Consider the following 17,350-nt stretch of genomic DNA (forward strand, 5'->3'; position numbering starts at 1 on the left):
AGGCAGCAAGCCCTCGCTACCGATGTTGATCCACGCCGGCTCCTTCTTTTTGCAGCATCGTGCTCGGGCAGCTGCCCTCGCAGCCAATGCCGGGTGTCTCGGAAGCCGCCGCCTTCATTTCCTCCCACAACGACGATGCGGTTCTTGCAAAAGCTTCATAACCGGACTCGAACGGATGGCCGTCGCTGTCCGGATAAAAACGCTGCCCGGTCAGGATAGCTGCCTGCAAAGCGTCGGCAGTTGCGGCAACGGCGCTGCGATGCGGCAAGTCGAGCCGGTCGGCGATCTGCCGGATTTCTTCCTCGAGCGCGATCTGCGTTTCAACGCTGGCAACAAAGCCAGGTTCGGCGGTTGCGAGCTGGCCACGGCGGCGCAGATGTTCGTAGATCACCCGCTCTTTTGTCGGAAGCACCAAAAGTCCGATCCGGCCCCGCCCTCTGTCAGCCCAATCGGCCGCAAAGCGCTCAAAATCCGCCAGCATTGCAGCGACCTCGGGCGAGGTCGGATCGGCCATTCGACCAGCTTCGTCGACATAGCGCTTCGACACTGGCGGACATCCGTCCGGAAACCGATAATATTCAGATAGTTCCTGATCGCTGGTTGCGAAGAAGCGAGCATACAAGCTCTTCGCCCGATCCCTGATCGCGTAGTGATAGGCGCTCAAGATGGCGACATTCTCGAAGAGCTTCGTCTTGAGGCTTGCCGACCGCGCCTTGGTGCATTGCGAATGACCTCCGGACTGACCGATGAAGGCTTGCAGCTGAAGTCGCTTCTGTTCTGCAAGCCAGAAGTCGGATCGCGCGTCCAGGATATCGCATGCGGAAAATACGATCGCGAAGTCGTTGGCAGGGTAAACGGCGACGATCGCGCCTTTTGCACCGGCAGCCAGCGCATCGACGACGATCGCGTGATAGGTGTAGATGCCGTAGCTGCCAATTCCGAAGTTGTAGGTGCGTTCGCCCGTGATTGCCTCAAAGACCGCCGGCCAAGAATGGGCGCTTTCGACGTTGTTGCCGTATGTCATCGAGTCGCCGATCGCCGCGACTTGAAAGCCGTGATGCGCGCCAGTCAGATTTCGGAAGCCTTCCTCGTCGACGTCGCCAAGAGTGGTATCGAGGCGATAGCCGTACTTGGGGTCGATATGGCGATGCGACTGCGTGCCGATCGGAAACGGCGTAAGCAACCGGAGCATCGCCTCCCCGGCTCCGAACGCCAGGATCACCGAAACCAGGAGTGCGATCAGGTTTTTCAACTGCCCCTCCCGCCTCTTCGCAACGATCAGGCGAGATCGCGTTCCCATTGCGATTCGGCTGGTGTCGACCGCGGCCCGACTACGGCCGGATGCCTGCGGCTTTAAAAAGCTAGACGAAGCGGTTAGTGTTAGCGTCCCTTCTGCAATTCACAGTTGCTCTATGAGGGAACGAAACTTGTTGTGCCCCAAGGAATGCGTTTTACGTACTGTTGAGAAATACAAGTGCGTCTATATTGCAAAGTCTTGTTACCGTAATTTCTACCATGTGTTTAGTGACGCGGCCAGTAGAAACCTCGGCATGGGGAGGGCAATTCTGGATGGACAAACGTTCAGATTCTCGAGCGCTCGCATCGCCGCAGATCGCCGGGGCAAGGATAACGATCGTCGTTCCGGCGCTCGGCGCGGGCGGTACCGAGCACATCGTCAATCTCGTTGCCAACCACTGGAACAGCACCGGCTGCGCAGTGACGCTCATCACCCTCGAGCGTCCGGATGCGCAGCCCTATTACGATTTCGATCCCACGATCGAGATCGTCCGCCTGGGCGTACCGCCCCGCAAAGCCTCGAAGCTGCGGTCGTCCCTCCTGGTGCTGCAGCGATTGGGACGCTTGCGGTCTGCCATTCGGCGAACTCGCCCGGATTTTGTTCTAAGCTTTCTAACGCGAACGAATGTCTTGACGCTGCTGGCGACGATCGGCTCCGCGGTTCCGGTCGTCGTCTCCGAGCGCAACAACCCGGCTTCACAGCCCTTCGGTCTGTTTTGGAGGCGGCTTCAGGCAAGCCTATACCCTCGAGCATTCGGTCTGGTGACGATGACCCAAGGGGCGCTGGATTACTTTCCGCCGAGCATTCGCAAAAAGGGCTGGGTCATCGCCAATCCGGTCGACTTGCCGCGGGATTGGCGGAACAGGCGCGGCAAGAACATCCTGACTGCGGTCGGCCGGTTGACGCCCCAGAAAGGCTTCGACCTCTTGCTCGAAGCCTTCGCAAGGATTGCTGGCGCTCACCCCGCATGGCGGTTGGTCATTTGGGGTGAGGGCGATGAACGGCGTAGCTTGGAGACCCTGCGCGAGACCCTCGGTCTGCAGAAGCGGGTGGACATGCCCGGGGTCACCGAACGGCCGGGCCTTTGGATTGAAACCGCGGATGCGTTTGTCCTCTCCTCCCGTTACGAGGGATGGGGAATTGTCCTGCTGGAAGCCATGGCTGCCGGCCTGCCCGTTGTCTCCTTCGAATGCGAATGGGGTCCACGGGTTATGATCACGCATGAGAGCGACGGCATACTTGTGCCGAAGGAGGATGTCGAAGCCCTTGCTAAAGCCCTCGACAGGATGCTTTCCGATCGTAACCTCAGGGAACGACTGGGGGCAAGGGCTGCGGCCAGCGCCCAAAGATACATGCCTGAGCAGATCCTTGCCGATTGGGACATGCTGGCCGCGCGCGTGTTGACGCAGTCCTCGAAGACGCCTTTGCAGACCTCTGATAGTGCCGGCTAATCTGCGCTTTGGTCGGCCCGCACCTACGGCAAGATCACCGGGCAGGCCGGTTCGCGCTATGGCCGAAGCGATCCCGAGCATCTTTCGACCTCGCGCCGTTGCACTGCCTGTCTGAGCGCCTCGGGCTTTCTGACCTGCCGTATGCGTAAATATTTGATACAATTCATCTCGCGCGATTGTCCCGCGCTATGAGGGGGCGCTTGCATGAGTTCGATGTTTAGGCTTGTTGGGCAAAGTGCAGTCCTGGCCCTGTTCGTCTTCGTTCTTCAACTGGGTTTGGGTTCCCGCTCTCCTCTGGCTGCGCAGGAGGCCGCGGCGAAGGCGCCGCCGGCCAAGGTCCAGCAATTGATCGAACTGCTGGACGATCCCGAGGTGCGGCAATGGCTTTCTGCCAGGCAGATCACGCCTCCGCCTGCGGCCGCCGCGCCGCCGAGCGGCGTTGCCTCGCGATGGGTCGCGCAAATCAGAAGGCACCTCGGCGGCATGCGTGAAGCGGCCCCGCGGCTGGTTCCCGAGTGGATGGCGGCAAGACAGCGCATAACGGCAGATATGCACCAAGGAACGATGCCGATCCTGCGCGGCTTCGGCTTCGTGCTTCTCGTCGGCTACGGTGCCGAGTTTCTTCTCCGCTACTTGCTGCGGCGGAGTGCAAGTCGAAGCGCAGGACAGTCTGGGCCAGGCCTTGCGGCCTTTGTTCGCATCGCGCCGCTCGTCGTCTTTGCAGTTTCGGCGATCGCCGCCTTCGTCCTTGCCGACTGGCCGAGCCGGCTGGAGGCGGCGGTCGCACCGCTCCTGATTGCCTTGATCGTCGCGCGCCTGCTGATCACTGTCGCTGCGGCCTTGGCGAAGCCGGCAGATGAGAATGCGGAGGAGGCAGGCGTGTCGCCCGCCGCCGACGTGACAAGGTTCTGGCACAAGCGCTTCGTCGTCATGGTCTGTGCGGTCGCTGTCCTGTGGGCCGTCATGGACATGATGCAGGCCCTTTCGTTCCTCCCCGACGTCCGGGACCTCACCGGCGCCGGCCTCGGCCTCGTCGTGCTCGGCATCGGCATCGACACGGTGCTCCGCCGGCCGGCTCAGGAACTGACGGGCGGCCGGCGCATCCTGCGCAACGCGCTGCTCGTTGCCTTCCTCATCCTGCTGTGGGTCGTCTGGGTTGCCGGCATGAAGGTGCTGTTCTGGCTCGGGGTCTATCTCCTCGGCCTGCCGCCGCTGCTGCGTTTCGTCAGTGCCGCGACGCGGACGATGCTGGACGCAGAGGCGGCCGATAATGTCCGGGTAATGCGCAATGTGCTGATCGACCGCGGAGCGCGGTTCGCCATCATCGCGCTCGCGGCCGCCTGGCTCGCCATCGTCTTCCGCTTCAACGGCAGCGAGATGATGCAGGACGACGTCTTCAACCGCATCTTCCGGGGCGTGCTTTCCGGCATCGTCATTCTGCTCGCCGCGGATCTGATCTGGCAACTGACGAAGGAGTTCATCAATCTACACGTCAAGCGGGCAAGCGTTGACGTCGCCGACCCGGTTCAGCTAGCTCGCGGCATGCGGCTGCGCACGCTGCTGCCGATCCTGCGCAATTTTCTCGCAGCCTTCATCGCCGTCGTCGCCGGCATGATGGTGCTCTCCGGTCTCGGCGTCGAAATCGGGCCGCTGATCGCCGGCGCCGGCGTCTTCGGCGTCGCGATCGGCTTCGGCTCGCAGACGCTCGTCAAGGATATCATCAGCGGCATCTTCTACATGATGGACGACGCCTTCCGGGTCGGTGAATACATCCAGAGCGGCAGCTATATGGGAACGGTCGAATCCTTCAGCATCCGTTCCGTCAAGCTGCGCCATCACCGGGGGCCCGTGTTCACCGTGCCTTTCGGCTCGCTCGGCGCGGTCCAGAACATGAGCCGCGACTGGGTCATCGACAAGTTCATGATCAATGTCTCCTACGATGCCGACGTGGCCAAGGTGAAGAAGGTCGTGAAGGGCATCGGTGCTGCGCTCCTCGAGGATGAGGAACTCGGGCCGCTGATCATCGAGACCGTCAAGATGAAAGGCGTTGAGCAGTTTGGCGACTACGGCATCACCCTGAGCTTCGCCATGACGACCAAGCCAGGTCACCAGACCCAGATCAGGCGCCGGGCTCAGGCGATGATCAAGGAGGCGTTTGACGCCAACGGAATCAATTTTGCCTCGCCGACCGTTCAGGTCGCCGGTGATGAGGGGCAAGCGACCGCCGCCGCGGCGGCGACCCGGGATGCGATAGAGAAGAAAAAGGCGGCTCTGGCCGCGCAGCAAGGAGGGGAGGCCGCGGCCGAGTAGATCGGGGCAGGGGGCGCCGCGGCCTGGCGGTCCGTGTTGACATCAGGAGGAGAAGGCGGGATAGCTCGCGGCGCATGAGGATTGCCTTCTACGCGCCGCTGAAGTCCCCGGATCATCCCGTCCCCTCTGGCGACAGGCAGATGGCGCGCATGCTGGTCGAGGCGCTTGGGCTATGCGGACATGAGGTCGATATCTCGTCGCGACTGCGTGCCTTTTCGCGCGAAGCGTCTGACGCGGCCTATCTGGATCTCAGCAAGCAAGCGGACGCGGAAATCGCCCGGCTTCGCCGGAGGTGGGCGAGCGAGGGTCCGCCGGACGCATGGTTCTGCTACCATCCCTATTACAAGGCCGCCGACCTGATCGGTCCTCCGCTGACCGCTGAGTTTTCCGTTCCCTATGTGACGGCCGAAAGCTCCTATTCGTCGCGTCGCAACGAGGGGGCGTGGAAGCTCGCCCAGGAGGCAATCGCAGCCGGCGCAAGGCAGGCGGCGGTGAACATCTGCTTTACCGAGCGCGACCGCAAGGGGCTCGATGAGGCGATACCGGAGGGGCGATATGCCATGCTGCCTCCGTTCATCGACACGACCCAATTTGAGGGAACGCCGCGGAAAAAACCGGATGCGGCCCGACTGATCGCGGTCGCCATGATGCGGCCCGGCGACAAGCTGGACAGCTACCGGATGCTCGCGGCCGCACTCGAAATGATCGTCGACATTCCCTGGACGCTGACCGTCGTCGGCGACGGCCCGACGCGCCCGGAGGTGCAGCAGGCCTTTGCAGGTGTGCCGGAAGAGCGGCTCGCCTGGGCCGGCGAAAATGCACCCGAAGCGGTTGCGGAGCTGCTCTTCGCAAGCGATCTTTATGTCTGGCCCGGATGCGGCGAGGCCTACGGTCTTTCCTATCTGGAGGCGCAGGCGGCCGGCCTGCCGGTTGTGGCGCAGGCGACCGCCGGCGTCCCCGAGGTCGTCAGAAACGGGGACACCGGGCTGCTCACCGCGGCGGGCGACATCGCCAGCATCGCCGAAGCGATCCGGGTCTTGCTGGGCGACGCTGCCATGCGCGCCGAGTTCGGCAATCGGGCGCGCCGTTTCGTGCTCGAAGAGCGCTCGCTCACTGCCGCCGCTCGGCGTCTGGACACTATTTTCGGCACGTTCGTCAGGAGGGCAGGATGAAGAGTGAGGCCATCTGGCAGGCGCTGATCGACAGGCTCGACCAGATGCAGGAAGCCGGCGAGAGCGCGGATTTCTGGTTGCGCGACGACGATGCGGTCGAACCGACGGCGGCGCTTCACCGACTGCTGGACCTGACGGACCGGTTTTCGGTGCCGCTGACCCTGGCGGTGATTCCTGCACATACCGACGCGCGTCTCGAGCGCTGCCTCGCCGGCCGCAGAGACATCGGCGTCGCGGTTCATGGCTGGTCGCACGAGAACCATGCGCCCGCAGGAGAGAAGCGCCAGGAACTAGGGAGCCACCGACAGGGCGGAACGGTCTCCGACGAATTGCGGGCCGGATATGCCCGTCTCAAAACCCTCTTTCCCGCTTCCTTCGTGCCGCTGCTCGTCCCGCCATGGAACCGGATCGATGCGGAAATCGTCGCCGGGCTCGGCGCAAGCGGCTTCAGGGCGCTGTCGGTCTTCGGTTCGGAGAGGAGCGGCAAGGCCACCGCTCTCCTGCGGCCCGGCCTCCAGATCATCAACACGCATGTGGATGTCATCGACTGGCGCGGAACGCGCGGCTGCCGCGATCATGCGCAGATCGTTCGAGACATTCTCGCGAGACTGGAGCAGGTGGTGAACGGCGGCGGCTCAGTCGGTATTCTGACGCATCACCTTGTCCATGACGAGAATGTCTGGGCGTTTCTGTCGAAGCTGTTCGAGGTTACCGTCACCCATCCGGCCAGTCGCTGGCGGAAGGTGTCGGATCTCATAGGTCGATGACCTGGTGGTCGCGGGCCGCGAAGGCGCCCGCGAAGAATGCCTGGACTTCCTGTTCGATCGCTGCAAGCGCCGCGTCGGTGCGCGACGGGTCGTGGTGGAACATGGCAAGCCGCGGAATGCCAGCGGCCATCGCCAGGCGCGAGCCGTGTATCCCGGTCGAGTGGCCGTAGCCGCGATAGGCCGCCATCTCCGACTCGAGATAAGTGCAGTCGTAAACCAGCAGATCAGCGTCGGCGATGAAATCGAGGAGGGTGGGATCGAGTATGCCCGGCTCGTGCTCGGTGTCATAGATGAGCGCGACGGCGCGGCCGCCCCAGTCGACCCTGTAGCCGACGCAGCCGCCCGGATGGACGAGGCTCATCGTGCGGATCGAAACATCCTTGCGCGGCGAAAGCGTGTCGCCCGGACGGAAATCGACCGTGTCGAGGCTTGCCTGACAGATGCCCGGGCCGACCGGAAACCATGGGGGCCGCATGAAGTCGTTGATCATCTCGGCCGTCGACATCGTGCCGTGCAGATGGCCGGACCAGAAACGCACCGCCGAGCTGCAGCGGTAGATCGGCTTGAAATAGGGCAGCCCGATGATGTGGTCGTAGTGGGTGTGGGTGAAGAAGACGTCGAACTCCGAGACGCCCTCGGACATCAGCGACAGGCCAGCCTCGCGCAGTCCCGAGCCGGCATCGAAGATCAGCACCTCGGCGCCGCAACGGACTTCGATGCAGGGCGTGTTGCCTCCATAGCGCAGGAACTGCTCGCCGGACACCGGCAAACTGCCTCTGACGCCCCAAAACTTCACTCGAAAGGTGTCGTCCCGCATTCCGTTTCGGTTTCATCCTGCCCGCCTCGGGCACTTTGCCCCGGCGCGCTGACTAGACAAGCACAAATCATGAGGGTCCTGCAATGCCATTGGCACTCGCGGCCACGGAATGCTTGTCGACGATTTCTGTGCCGGTCCTGAATTGAAAGCCTTACCGTCGGCCCCAACGTGATTTAAAAGTTGTATGGGGCGATTCAGGACTGAGGCGTTCCGCTCCCACTCTGAAAATTGGTGGCGGCCAAATTCCACCCTGGCCAAAGGGTTCAGCATCGATGGCAGAGCCAGCCGAAATGCAATTCTACCAGAGCCTGCCGCTTTTCGAAGCGTTCGAAGGCGTGGCCGACGAGGCGAATTACCGGCCCCTGCCGGAGGGCTGGTCGCTGGCCGTAGCCGACATCGTCAATTCGACCGGCGCGATCGCCGAGGGACGCTACAAGAGCGTCAATATGGCGGGCGCCAGCGTGATCTCGGCCCTGATGAACGCGCTTGAGGAAAGGGACCTGCCTTTCGTCTTCGGCGGCGATGGGGCGCTCGCCGCCATACCCGCCGCCCTGTCGGCAAAGGCGCGCACGGCTCTCGCCGCGGCCAAGACCTGGGTGGCCGAAGAGCTCGGCCTTGAACTGCGCGCCGCCCTCGTTCCGGTCGGCGACATTCGCGCCAAGGGTCTCGATATGCGCGTCGCCCGCTTCAAGGCGAGCGAAGAGGTTTCCTACGCGATGTTCTCGGGCGGCGGCGCAAGCTGGGCGGAAGCGGAGATGAAGGCGGGGCGCTACCAGATCGACGCTGCGGCGCCGGGGACGAGGCCGGACTTGAGCGGGCTTTCCTGCCGCTGGAATCCGATCGTCTCTCATCATGGCGCCATCGTGTCGATCATCGCGGTCCCCGGCGCGCGTGGCAACGGCCCGGAATTTCAGGCGCTGATCGCCGAGGTCGTGGCGCTCGCCGAGAGCGAGGAGCGCGGCGGCCATCCGGTTCCGGAGGGCGGTCCCGAGCCTCGCCTTTCGATGCGTGGGATCGCCATGGAATCGCGCGCCATCGCCTCACCGGGCAAGCGCCTCCTGGCCTGGCCATGGATCGCGCTGCAGAGCGCCCTGCTGTTCGTCTGCTTCAGGCTCGGCCTCAATATCGGCAGGTTCGATGTCACCCAGTACAAGCACGACCTTGCCAATAATTCCGACTTCCGCAAATTCGACGACGGCTTGAAGATGACGATCGATGTCGGCGCCGATCGCCTGAACCGGATCGAGGAGCGGTTGAAGCGAGGCGCCGAAGCGGGCGTTTGCCGCTATGGGCTGCATCGGCAGGATTCCGCCCTAATGACCTGCATCGTGCCGTCTCCGATGAGCCGCGACCACATGCACTTCATCGATGGAGCGGCTGGCGGCTATGCCATGGCGGCAACGAACCTCAAGGCAACGCTTGCCGAAGACGGTCGGCAAGCGCGCGCGATCACGCCTTGACGATGTGATCGCCTGCGAGGCCGCGGCGGACGAAGATATTGCGCGTATCGATGATCAACGGCGCCCAGTCGCGAAGTGCGGGGTAGTCGACAGCGTCATGGTCGGTGGCGACGAGCACGGCATCGAAACTGCGCACGGTGTTTTCGTCGAAGACGATCGACCGCCGGCCCTTGAGTGCGATGTGCTCGCGGGTCGGCGGAATTTCCTCGACATGCGGATCGTAAAAGGCCGCCTTCCCGCCGCGTTCCTCGATGAGCTCGATCAGCCGCAGCGACGGGCTTTCGCGAATGTCCGGCACGTTCTTCTTGTAGGCGAGCCCGATGATCAGCACGCTCGCGCGGCTGAGCGCCTTGCCCTGTCTCCGGTCGAGCGCCTCGGCGAGCCGCGTCACCACGTGGCGCGGCATGGCAGAGTTGATCTCCCCGGCCAATTCGATGAAGCGGGTCGGCAGTTCGTATTCGCGAGATTTCCACGTGAGGTAAAAGGGGTCGATCGGAATGCAATGGCCGCCAAGCCCCGGGCCGGGATAGAACGGCATGTAGCCGAAGGGCTTGGTCTTCGCCGCCTCGATGACCTCCCAGATGTCGATGCCCATCGCCTCGTAGACGACCTTGAGCTCGTTGACGAGGGCGATATTCACCGCCCGGAAGATGTTTTCCGTGAGCTTCACCGCCTCGGCCGTCGCATTGGACGAAACGGGCACGACGGTCTCGACCACGGCCGCGTAGAAGCGTTCCATCAGCGCTGCCGCGAGCGGTCCGTCTCCGGCCACGACCTTGGGGATGCTCGCCGTCTCGAATTTCCGGTTGCCGGGATCCTCGCGCTCCGGCGAGAAGCCCAGGAAGAAATCCACCCCCGAGTTCAGGCCGGTCTCTTCCAGGATCGAACGGACGATCCCGTCCGTCGTACCGGGATAGGTGGTCGACTCGAGAACGACGAGTTGGCCCCGCCGCAGGCAGGCCGCGATCGACCGCGATGTGTTCTCCACGAAGGAGAGGTCTGGGTCCCGGTGCTTGGTGAGCGGCGTCGGCACGCAGATGACGATGACGTCGCAGCTGCCGAGCTCGCCGAAGTCGGTCGTCGAGCGAAACCGTCCGGCGGCGGCCTCCCGGTTCAGCGCATCGTCCGGGACGGCCTCGATATAGGAGCGGCCGCCGTCGAGCGCGACGATCTTTGCCGGGTCGATGTCGAAGCCGGTGACCGGAAAACCCGAGCGGGCAACCGCGATGGCAAGCGGCAGGCCTACATAGCCGAGGCCGATGACGCCGATCTTGGCGGTGCGCGCGCCGATCGATTCGAGCAGCCTGTCGTGATGAGAGGAGGTCAAGATCATTTCCAAGTGTTGGCGGACGCGCCGCTCTTTCGACGTGGCGGCCGCGCGAGCTGGTCCGGTTTTGTTGGCGACAAAGCGGCGCGAAGTCAAGCGCGGGCAGCATCGTGGAGCGGCGTCCAATCGGCAACCCCGGCAATTGCAGGGTGTAATCGGAGGGCCTGTTCCGTGTAGCATTCTCCCACGATTAAAATTGCGAACGTCTCTGGAAATCGGGGCCGGCGGTGAATATCTGCAAGGCGAAATCGTGGCGATCCGATCGCTGCGCGCCGCCGCCGCCGTCAGATGCGGCCGGAGCCTTTCTTTAGTGACGGGTGCCACAGCCAGTGCTGCCGGGCAGGCGATGTAGTTCGCCAGGTGCCGCGGGAGCGTTGTCGACATCCGCCATCGCGACAAATGAGGACGTGGAATGAGTGCGATCAACGACAATGTTTCCGAAATCCTCCTGGACAAGGTCGCGGACTGGCTGATGCGGACATCGCTCAGCGACGAATCGCTGGAGACGATCGTGCGCGGCTTCTGCGAGCGGCTGGCAGCGGCCGGCCTGCCGCTCATGCGCGTTCACCTCTCCTTTTCGATGCTCCACCCGCTCTATGACGCGCTCGGCTTCACCTGGTGGCGCGGCCGCGGCGTCGAGGTCAGCGGCCTTCGCCATGAGGAACTGGCGCTCAATCCCGATCGGTTCCTCCGCAGCCCCTATTATTACCTGCTCAGCAATAATCTCGACCATGTGCGGCGACGGATCGATCCGGCACAGCCGTCGGAATTCCCGATCTTCGATGAGCTCAAGGAACAGGGAGCGACCGACTATATCGCCTTCATGCAGCCGCTCGGCGCCGTCTCCGAGCATGGCATGGTCGGCTCCTGGACGACCGATCGTCACGGCGGTTTCAGCGATGACGTCATCGCCGCCTTGCTGAGGCTGCAGAACCATCTGGCCATCGCCGCCAAGGTCGCGGTGCTCGGCAAGCTCGCCGACAACATGTTGACCACCTATCTCGGCGCCAATGCCGGCCGGCGGGTCCTCAGCGGCCAGGTGCGCCGGGGAGATGGCGAGACGGTTCGCGCGGTCCTCGTCATGGCCGACATGCGCGACTCAACCGTTCTTGCAGAGCGGGAAGGCCGGCAAGCCTATATCGAGACGCTGAACGGTTTCTTCGACGCGATCGCGACGCCGTTCAACCGCCATGGCGGCCAGATCCTGAGCTTCGTCGGCGACGGCTTCATCGCCGTCTATCCCTGCGGCCGGCACAAGGAGCCTTCCGAGCTTGCGAGCCGCGAAGCCTTCGCCGCAGTCGGTACGGCGCGCGCCCGGCTCGCCGCTCTCAATGCCGAACGGAAGAGGCAGGGCCGCGAACCGATCGGCTACGGCGTCGGCCTGCATGTCGGCAACGTCATGTTCGGCAATGTCGGATTGCGGGACCGGCTGACTTTCTCGGTTTTCGGCTCGGCGGTAAACGAGGTGCAGCGGCTGCAGAATCTCACGAAGAAATACGGCCACAACGTCGTCGCCAGCGAAGCCTTCGTCAATTATTGCGGCGGCGATTGGCTGACCCTCGGGCAGGAGAGGCTGCGCGGCGTGCGCCAGAAGTTTACGGTTCTCTATCCCAAGGACGCGGCCCTCGCTGCCATCGCACAGGAACGCGCCTTCGACGAGACGGAGGATGGACTTTCCGAAGCGGAGCATGTCATGCTGCTCTATCGCAACAAGATCGGGCCGCCGGGGCCTCGCGGCCTGATCGACAAGATGCTCCAATGAGGGATATATGCTTCGCGTCGCTTTTCTGGCCGCCACTCTTCTCCTGCCGACCATCGCAAACGCTCAAGCACTGCAGCAACAACAACAACCGCCTCTGGAGCAGAAACTGGTCGACGGTTTCGAAGGCAAGGATTTTGCGCCGGAAGGCGGCCTCTATTACCGCGAGAATTTCGAGCAGAGCGCCGGCACCGTCGAGTTCCAGACCGCGGTCAAACGGACGGGCAATGGCGGGCTGAAGCTCAGCGTCATGCCGCATTGCCCGACATTGAACGACGGCTGCAGCGAGCGGGCGGAAATCTGGGAAAAGACCGCCCTGCGCGTTCCCTATGACCAAGGCGTCTGGTACGGCTTCGCGGTCAAGTTCGAGGACCCGATTCCGAGCGGCGACCATCGCTATCTGATCGCACAATGGAAGCGCGAGATCGATCCTGGCGCGGATGGGGATTTCAGCCCCTTTCTGGCGCTGCGCATGGACCTCGGGAAGCTCTTCGCCACCGTCGAGACCAATTATCAGCTGCCGATTTCGACCGGCCCCGAAGGCAAGCCGGCCCGCTGCGGGCCGGGCGAGGTGCCGGCCTGGGCCCGCCCCGACGTGAACCAGGTGCGCATCCTGGTGGCCACGGACCCGAACTGGACGACTGAGGACAGCAGCTTTTTCAACTCGTGCACGAAGGCGGTGACGGTCACCGATCACGGCAATCCGCTCCCGGAGCCGGGTTCCGGCTGGATCGATTTCGCGATCTTCACCAAACCCGGGCCGGACGGCACGGGGCACATCGAGCTGTTTGCCAACGGTAAGCCGATCATAACGGTCAAGGGCCATATCGGCCACGCCGACAAAGGCCTGGGAGAGAATCAGTATTTTAAGTTCGGCCCCTATCGCGCCGCCGACACGACCGACTGGACGCTCTATTACGACGACTTCCGCCGTTCATCGCGTTGTGCCGATGTCCTGACGGACGGCGTTTGCCCCTTTCCGTAAAAGGTCCGCGCGCCACTTGCCAACGCCCTCCACGTACCCCACCGGCGGTGCGCTGGACAGCCCGCGGAAGCTAAGCTACTGTTTCGACGGTGGCGGACGCTACAGCGCCGTGGGGCATGTCAAGGTCGCTGTGACACTTGAAATTGCTGCATAATATCCCTGCCATAAGGGAGGGGGATCATGCAGGAGGGGTAATGAGGGCGGTGTGTTGCAATGACTTCAGGAGCGGACCTACTAAGGGTTGAGGGTCTGCGGATCACATTTTCCGTGCTTGGCGGCAACGTGGAGGCCGTCCGGGGAGCGAATTTCAGGATTTTGCCAGGCAAGGTGACGGCGCTCGTCGGCGAGTCCGGGTCGGGCAAGTCGGCCATCAGCCAGGCGATCATGGGCATTTTGCCCAGTGTCGCCAAGGTGGGCGGCCGGGTCCTGTTTAACGACACCGCGGCCGGGGCAAAGCCGGTCGACCTGCTCTCGCTCGAAACCGACGGGAGCGAGATCCAGGAAATCCGCGGCGCTCGGATCAGCAAGATCTTCCAGGAGCCGATGACCTCGCTGTCGCCGCTCCACACGATCGGCAACCAGATTTCCGAAGTGCTGAGAATCCACACGGATGCGGACAAGGCGGAGCGCCGGGCGCAAACCGAAGAGCTGCTGGGCTATGTCGGTTTCGCTAATCCGAAGCGGGCCTACGACATGTACCCCTTCGAGCTTTCCGGCGGCATGCGTCAGCGGGCGATGATCGCCATGGCGCTGATCTGCCGCCCGGCACTGCTGATCGCCGACGAGCCGACGACGGCGCTCGACGTGACGGTGCAGGCGCAAATCCTGCAGCTGCTGCGCGAGCTCCAGTCGAAGCTCAACATGGCCATGCTGTTGATCACGCACGACCTTGGCGTCGTCGCCAACATGGCCGACGAGGTGGTCGTCATCTATCACGGCGATATTGTCGAGGCGGGGCCGGTCGAGGCAATCTTCCGCAATCCGCAGCATCCCTATCTCAAGGGGCTGATGGCGGCCGTGCCGCATTTCGACATGAAGCCGGGTGAAAGGCTGAAGGCGCTTCGCGAGGTGCCGGTCAAGGCCGGGACGCTCCTCGGAACCCAGCACGTCAAGAAGGCCGCCGGGCCGGATGTCCTCGTCTCGGTCCGCCATCTGTGCAAGACGTTCTCGACGCGCTCGTCCGGTTGGTTCGGCAGCGGCACCACGTCGCGCCACCGCGCCGTCAACGATGTCAGCTTCGACATCCGTCGCGGCGAGTGCCTGGGGCTGGTCGGCGAAAGCGGCTGCGGCAAGACGACCGTCAGCAAGATACTGATGCGCGCCGTGACGCCGGATCAGGGTTCGGTCACCTTCGACGACGGGGAAGGCGCCGTCGACGTCCTGAAGCTCGATGGCGCCGAGCTCAAGGCGCTTCGCGCCAAGATCCAGATGGTCTTCCAGGATCCGGTCTCGTCGCTTTCGCCGCGCATGACGGTCAAGAACATCCTCAGCGAGCCGCTCGAGATTCACGGCCGGGGCGATCCGAAGTCGCGGGTCGAAACCGTCCGCTCCCTGCTGCAGGCGGTCGGCCTCGACCAGCGCTTCATCAATCGCTATCCGCACAGCTTCTCCGGCGGTCAGAGGCAGCGCATCGGCATTGCCCGGGCGCTGGCGCTGGTTCCGCAGCTCCTGATCTGCGACGAGCCCGTCTCGGCTCTCGATGTATCAGTCCAGGCCCAGATTCTCAACCTTCTCAAAGATTTGCAGAAGGAACTCGGCCTGACGATGCTGTTCATCTCGCACAATCTGGCGGTCGTCGACTACATGGCCGACCGAATTGCCGTCATGTGTTCGGGGCGGATTGTCGAGCTCGCACCGCGCGAGGTGCTGATGCGCAATCCGGTTCATCCCTATACGAAATCACTGCTGGCAGCCGTGCCCTATCCCGACCTGGATCGGAAGCTCGACTTCGACGCGCTCCAGGCGAGCGGGTGTTCGGACCAGCGTCAGTGGGGAGTGCAATTCTCGGACGGCGGCGAGGAGAACGCTCTCTTTCCGGCCGATCTTGGCGGTGGTCATTACGTGCTCGCCAGGAAATCGGCAGATGCTAGGGAGTTGCGCCCGTGATTACCCGAAGAACAGCACTCGCCATCCTCGCTTCAACCGCCCTGCCGAAAGTCCTCTTCGCCGCGGCGGGCGGGGTCGATGCCTCGGCGCCGCTTGTCGCCGAAGGCAAGATTCCGCCGCTCAACGAACGCCTGCCGAAAACGCCGCGAGTGATCAATGTCGCAGCGATGGGGAGGCAGCCCGGCCGGCATGGCGGAACGATCCGCAGCCTGATCGGCAGCGCCAAGGACATCCGCCTGATGACGATCTACGGTTATGCCCGGCTTGTCGGCTACGACGAGGCGCTCAACCTCCACCCGGACGTGCTCGAACGCTTCGAGACGGTGGAGGACCGGATTTTCACCTTCCATCTCCGCGAGGGGCACAAGTGGTCGGACGGCACGCCGCTGACCGCCGAGGACTTCCGCTACTGTTTCGAGGACGTGCTGCTCAACGAGGACCTGTCGCCGGCCGGCCTGCCGACGGCCATGGTCATGGACGGTCAGGCGGCGAAGTTCGAGGTCCTCGACGAGCGCACGCTGCGCTACTCCTGGGCGATGCCCAATCCGGATTTCCTGCAGAAGCTGGCGGCGCCGCAGCCGCTGGTTCTCGCCATGCCCTCGGCCTATCTCAAGCAGTTCCACAAGAAATACCAGGAAGAGGATAAGCTGAAGGCGCTGATGAAGGAAGAGCGGGTCAAGAAGTGGCACCAGCTCCACCAACGCATGGCGCGCTCCTACAGGCCGGAAAACCCGGACCTGCCGACCCTCGATCCGTGGCGCAACACGACGCCGCTGCCGGCCGAACAATTCATCTTCGAGCGCAATCCGTTCTTCCATCGTGTCGACGAGAACGGCCTGCAACTGCCCTATATCGACAAATTCGTGCTGAGCGTCAGTTCCTCGGCGCTCATTCCGGCAAAGACTGGCACAGGCGAAAGCGACCTGCAGGCGGCGGGCATCGACTTCGTTGACTATACGTACCTCAAGGATGCCGAGAAGCGTTATCCGGTGAAGGTCAAACTGTGGAAGAAGACCTCCGGCTCGCGCCTGGCGCTGCTTCCGAATCTCAATTGCGCCGACCCGGTGTGGCGGCCGCTCCTGAGAGACGTACGGGTCCGCCGAGCCCTGTCGCTGGCGATCGACCGGCGCGAGATCAACATGGCGGCCTTCTATGGGCTGACCAAGGAGAGCGCCGATACGGTCCTGCCGGAAAGTCCGCTGTTCCGTCCCGAATTCGCGAGCGCCTGGATCGCCCACGATCCGGACCAAGCCAACGCCCTGCTCGATCAGGCCGGCCTTGCAAAACGCGACAGCGACGGCATCCGCATCCTTCCCGATGGCCGGCGGGCGCAGATCGTCGTGGAAACGCCTGGCGAAAGCACGCTCGACACGGATGTGCTGCAACTCATCACCGACTATTGGCAGAAGGTCGGAATCTCGCTCTTCATCCGCACCTCGCAGCGCGACACGTTCCGCAGCCGCGCAGTCGGCGGCGAGATCATCATGTCCATGTGGTTCGGCATCGACAACGGCGTGCCGACGGCGGACATGAATCCCGGCCAGCTCGCGCCGACCGCCGACGACCAGCTGCAATGGCCGGTCTGGGGTCTGAACTATATTTCGCACGGCGAAATGGGCGAGGCACCGGACCTGGAACCGGTGGTCGAGCTGCTCGCCTTGCTCAAGCGCTGGCGGCATTCCGCCGACGACGCGGAGCGGGCAGACATATGGAGGCAGATGCTGTCCATCTATACGGACCAGGTCTTCTCGATCGGCCTCGTCAACGCTTCGCTGCAGCCGATCCTCGTTTCGACGAAGCTGCGCAACATGCCGGACGAGGCGCTGTGGGGCTTCGATCCGACGAGCTACTTCGGCGTCTACAAGGCCGATACCTTCTGGCTGGAACAGGATAGCTGAG

Annotated in this window: 12 protein-coding genes; 9 read left to right on the forward strand and 3 right to left on the reverse strand. The window is 63.4% G+C overall.

The annotated features are described in order from the left end of the window. Positions 1-16: 16 nt before the first annotated feature. The gene (locus CO656_RS01335; protein WP_234819622.1) at positions 17-1,252 is read right to left on the reverse strand and encodes a hypothetical protein; all 1,236 of its coding nucleotides are present in this window, start codon (positions 1,250-1,252) and stop codon (positions 17-19) included. A gap of 317 nt (positions 1,253-1,569) precedes the next feature. On the opposite strand from CO656_RS01335, the gene CO656_RS01340 reads away from it, so the two are divergent. The 4 genes from CO656_RS01340 to CO656_RS01355 all read left to right on the forward strand — a co-directional run bounded on the left by CO656_RS01340 (position 1,570) and on the right by CO656_RS01355 (position 6,997). After that, positions 1,570-2,748, forward strand: a complete 1,179-nt coding sequence (locus CO656_RS01340; protein WP_097524529.1) for a glycosyltransferase family 4 protein — start codon at positions 1,570-1,572, stop codon at positions 2,746-2,748. A 204-nt stretch (positions 2,749-2,952) separates the two neighbouring features. Continuing rightward, positions 2,953-5,058 (forward strand): mechanosensitive ion channel family protein, encoded by a 2,106-nt coding sequence (locus tag CO656_RS01345; protein WP_097524530.1) that lies wholly within the window; start codon positions 2,953-2,955, stop codon positions 5,056-5,058. A 74-nt stretch (positions 5,059-5,132) separates the two neighbouring features. After that, positions 5,133-6,230: a glycosyltransferase family 4 protein gene (locus tag CO656_RS01350; protein ID WP_097524531.1), complete on the forward strand. Its 1,098-nt coding sequence runs from the start codon at positions 5,133-5,135 to the stop codon at positions 6,228-6,230. Beyond that, entirely contained in the window at positions 6,227-6,997 is a 771-nt protein-coding gene (locus CO656_RS01355) for a polysaccharide deacetylase family protein (protein ID WP_097524532.1), read from the forward strand. Before CO656_RS01350 ends, CO656_RS01355 begins: the two co-directional genes overlap by 4 nt. Here CO656_RS01355 and CO656_RS01360 read toward each other — a convergent pair. Then, entirely contained in the window at positions 6,984-7,814 is an 831-nt protein-coding gene (locus tag CO656_RS01360) for an MBL fold metallo-hydrolase (RefSeq protein ID WP_097524533.1), read from the reverse strand. The genes CO656_RS01355 and CO656_RS01360 overlap by 14 nt on opposite strands. A gap of 272 nt (positions 7,815-8,086) precedes the next feature. Between CO656_RS01360 and CO656_RS01365 the strand changes: the two genes are divergently transcribed. Then, complete coding sequence (locus tag CO656_RS01365; RefSeq protein WP_097524534.1) at positions 8,087-9,274, forward strand: DUF3095 domain-containing protein; 1,188 nt, start codon at positions 8,087-8,089, stop codon at positions 9,272-9,274. Here the strand turns inward: CO656_RS01365 and CO656_RS01370 are convergent. Then, positions 9,264-10,601: a nucleotide sugar dehydrogenase gene (locus CO656_RS01370; protein ID WP_179864675.1), complete on the reverse strand. Its 1,338-nt coding sequence runs from the start codon at positions 10,599-10,601 to the stop codon at positions 9,264-9,266. The two genes, CO656_RS01365 and CO656_RS01370, sit on opposite strands and share 11 nt — an antisense overlap. Positions 10,602-11,013: 412 nt before the next feature. On the opposite strand from CO656_RS01370, the gene CO656_RS01375 reads away from it, so the two are divergent. The 4 genes from CO656_RS01375 to CO656_RS01390 all read left to right on the forward strand — a co-directional run bounded on the left by CO656_RS01375 (position 11,014) and on the right by CO656_RS01390 (position 17,349). After that, on the forward strand, positions 11,014-12,363 hold the full coding sequence (locus CO656_RS01375; protein ID WP_097524536.1) for an adenylate/guanylate cyclase domain-containing protein: 1,350 nt from the start codon (positions 11,014-11,016) through the stop codon (positions 12,361-12,363). A gap of 7 nt (positions 12,364-12,370) precedes the next feature. Continuing rightward, complete coding sequence (locus CO656_RS01380; RefSeq protein ID WP_097524537.1) at positions 12,371-13,345, forward strand: polysaccharide lyase; 975 nt, start codon at positions 12,371-12,373, stop codon at positions 13,343-13,345. A 213-nt stretch (positions 13,346-13,558) separates the two neighbouring features. Next, a complete protein-coding gene (locus CO656_RS01385) occupies positions 13,559-15,451 on the forward strand; it encodes an ABC transporter ATP-binding protein (protein WP_037416863.1) in 1,893 nt (630 codons plus the stop codon). Continuing rightward, positions 15,448-17,349, forward strand: coding sequence for an ABC transporter substrate-binding protein (locus CO656_RS01390; protein WP_037416865.1), 1,902 nt, complete (start codon positions 15,448-15,450; stop codon positions 17,347-17,349). The genes CO656_RS01385 and CO656_RS01390 overlap by 4 nt, the downstream gene beginning before the upstream one ends. Position 17,350: the final 1 nt, after the last annotated feature.

It is taken from the genome of Sinorhizobium sp. FG01, assembly GCF_002531875.1.
Lineage (GTDB): Bacteria > Pseudomonadota > Alphaproteobacteria > Rhizobiales > Rhizobiaceae > Sinorhizobium > Sinorhizobium fredii_C.